General features: G+C 52.4%; 1 protein-coding gene. It reads left to right on the top strand.

What is annotated here, in order from left to right; all coding sequences use genetic code 11:
• Positions 1-315 precede the first annotated feature (315 nt).
• Positions 316-1,260 (top strand): aldo/keto reductase, encoded by a 945-nt coding sequence (locus GOW40_RS22010; protein ID WP_171133854.1) that lies wholly within the window; start codon positions 316-318, stop codon positions 1,258-1,260.
• The last annotated feature ends 71 nt before the right edge of the window (positions 1,261-1,331 follow it).

Genomic DNA, 1,331 nt, shown 5'->3' with positions numbered 1-1,331 from the left:
CTCACCCGCAGAGAAGTTCCAAGAGTGTGTTGCGGCGATCAGTTGAATCGGCAGCTCAGAGCGGTCATTCGCCGCGGAGCAGCGTACCTATGCCGGATTAACGGCGGCTTTGGGCTCGGAGCAGCCATTTGCTGCTATCTGCCTGAACGACCGGGTTGCGGACATTTCTGCCATTCGCTAAAAAAAACTTGGTGAATTTGCGGCTTGAACGATTGCATTGAGCCCGGAGAGTAACTCCAGCCACAAGCTTGACTTGTTTTCAATAAACTACTGGCGCAACATCTGTGAATGTCCGGAACCAATTGGGAGGTTGGCATGGCAGAGCTACGCGAAATTGGTAAGACAGGTATACGGGTCCCTCGCATCGGGTTTGGATCGACGGGGTTGGGAAGTATCCCGGAAATCTATGGGTATGAAGTTGAGGAAGACCGCGCGATTGATACAATTCGGGCAATTCTTTCGCAGCCAAATGCGTTCCTGGACACATCCCGCTGCTATGCCATGGGACGAAGTGAAGAGCGCATAGGAAAAGTCATTCGTGAGCTTGGTGGTTGGCCGGACGGTCAGGTGCTTTCCACCAAAATCGACCGGGACATGGAAACCGGTGCTTTTGATGCTTCTCAGGCGCGTAGATCATTCGAGGAAAGTCTCGCGGCCCTAAGCGTCGACAGCGTTGATATACTCCACGTCCATGATGTCGAATATGCAAATGACCTATCTGAGGTCAAAGGACGAGGTGGCGCGATTGAAGAGTTGTTCCGTATCAAGGAGGAAGGTCTTGCAAAGGCGGTCGGAATCGCGGCGGGACGTATCGACTTAATGATGCCAATTTTGGAGGGTTGGGATTTTGACGTGGTCCTGACACACAACAGACATACGCTAGTGAACGATAACGCAGCACCTCTGATAGAACTCGCGAAATCACGAGGCGTTTCAATATTGAACGCAGCACCTTATTCCGGAGGTGCACTTGCCCGAGGCAGCGCCATCCATCGCTTTTATGTGTATCGACCTGCAGATGATGAAGTACTTGCGCCAATACGTGCTGTTGAAGAGGTATGCGGACACTACGATGTCCCGGTCGGGGCGGTCGCGTTGCAATACTCGATGAAAGACGACGACATCACTTCGACGGTTTGTGGAGTGACATGGCCTCAGCATGTTCAACAGGCGATGGAATGGGCAGAGTGGTCTATCCCTGAAGGCCTTTGGGAAGAACTCGCTGAGCTCGATAAAACTTCGAGCGACCCAGAAGCTTAGAGGCGATTTTCGGATAGGATACTGTTCTGCCAATTGACTGCTTTGGGCTTAGAGCTATCGGCCGACGTGGT

It is taken from the genome of Ruegeria sp. HKCCA6707, from assembly GCF_013033515.1.
In the GTDB taxonomy this organism is placed as follows: Bacteria; Pseudomonadota; Alphaproteobacteria; order Rhodobacterales; family Rhodobacteraceae; genus Ruegeria.
Note: the sequence above shows the minus strand (reverse complement) of the source record. Positions and strands in the feature narration are given on the sequence as shown.

Excerpts from the sequence above, each read along its gene's own strand:
- GOW40_RS22010 (WP_171133854.1), top strand. The coding sequence starts at position 316 with ATGGCAGAGCTACGCGAAATTGGTAAGACAGGTATACGGGTCCCTCGC.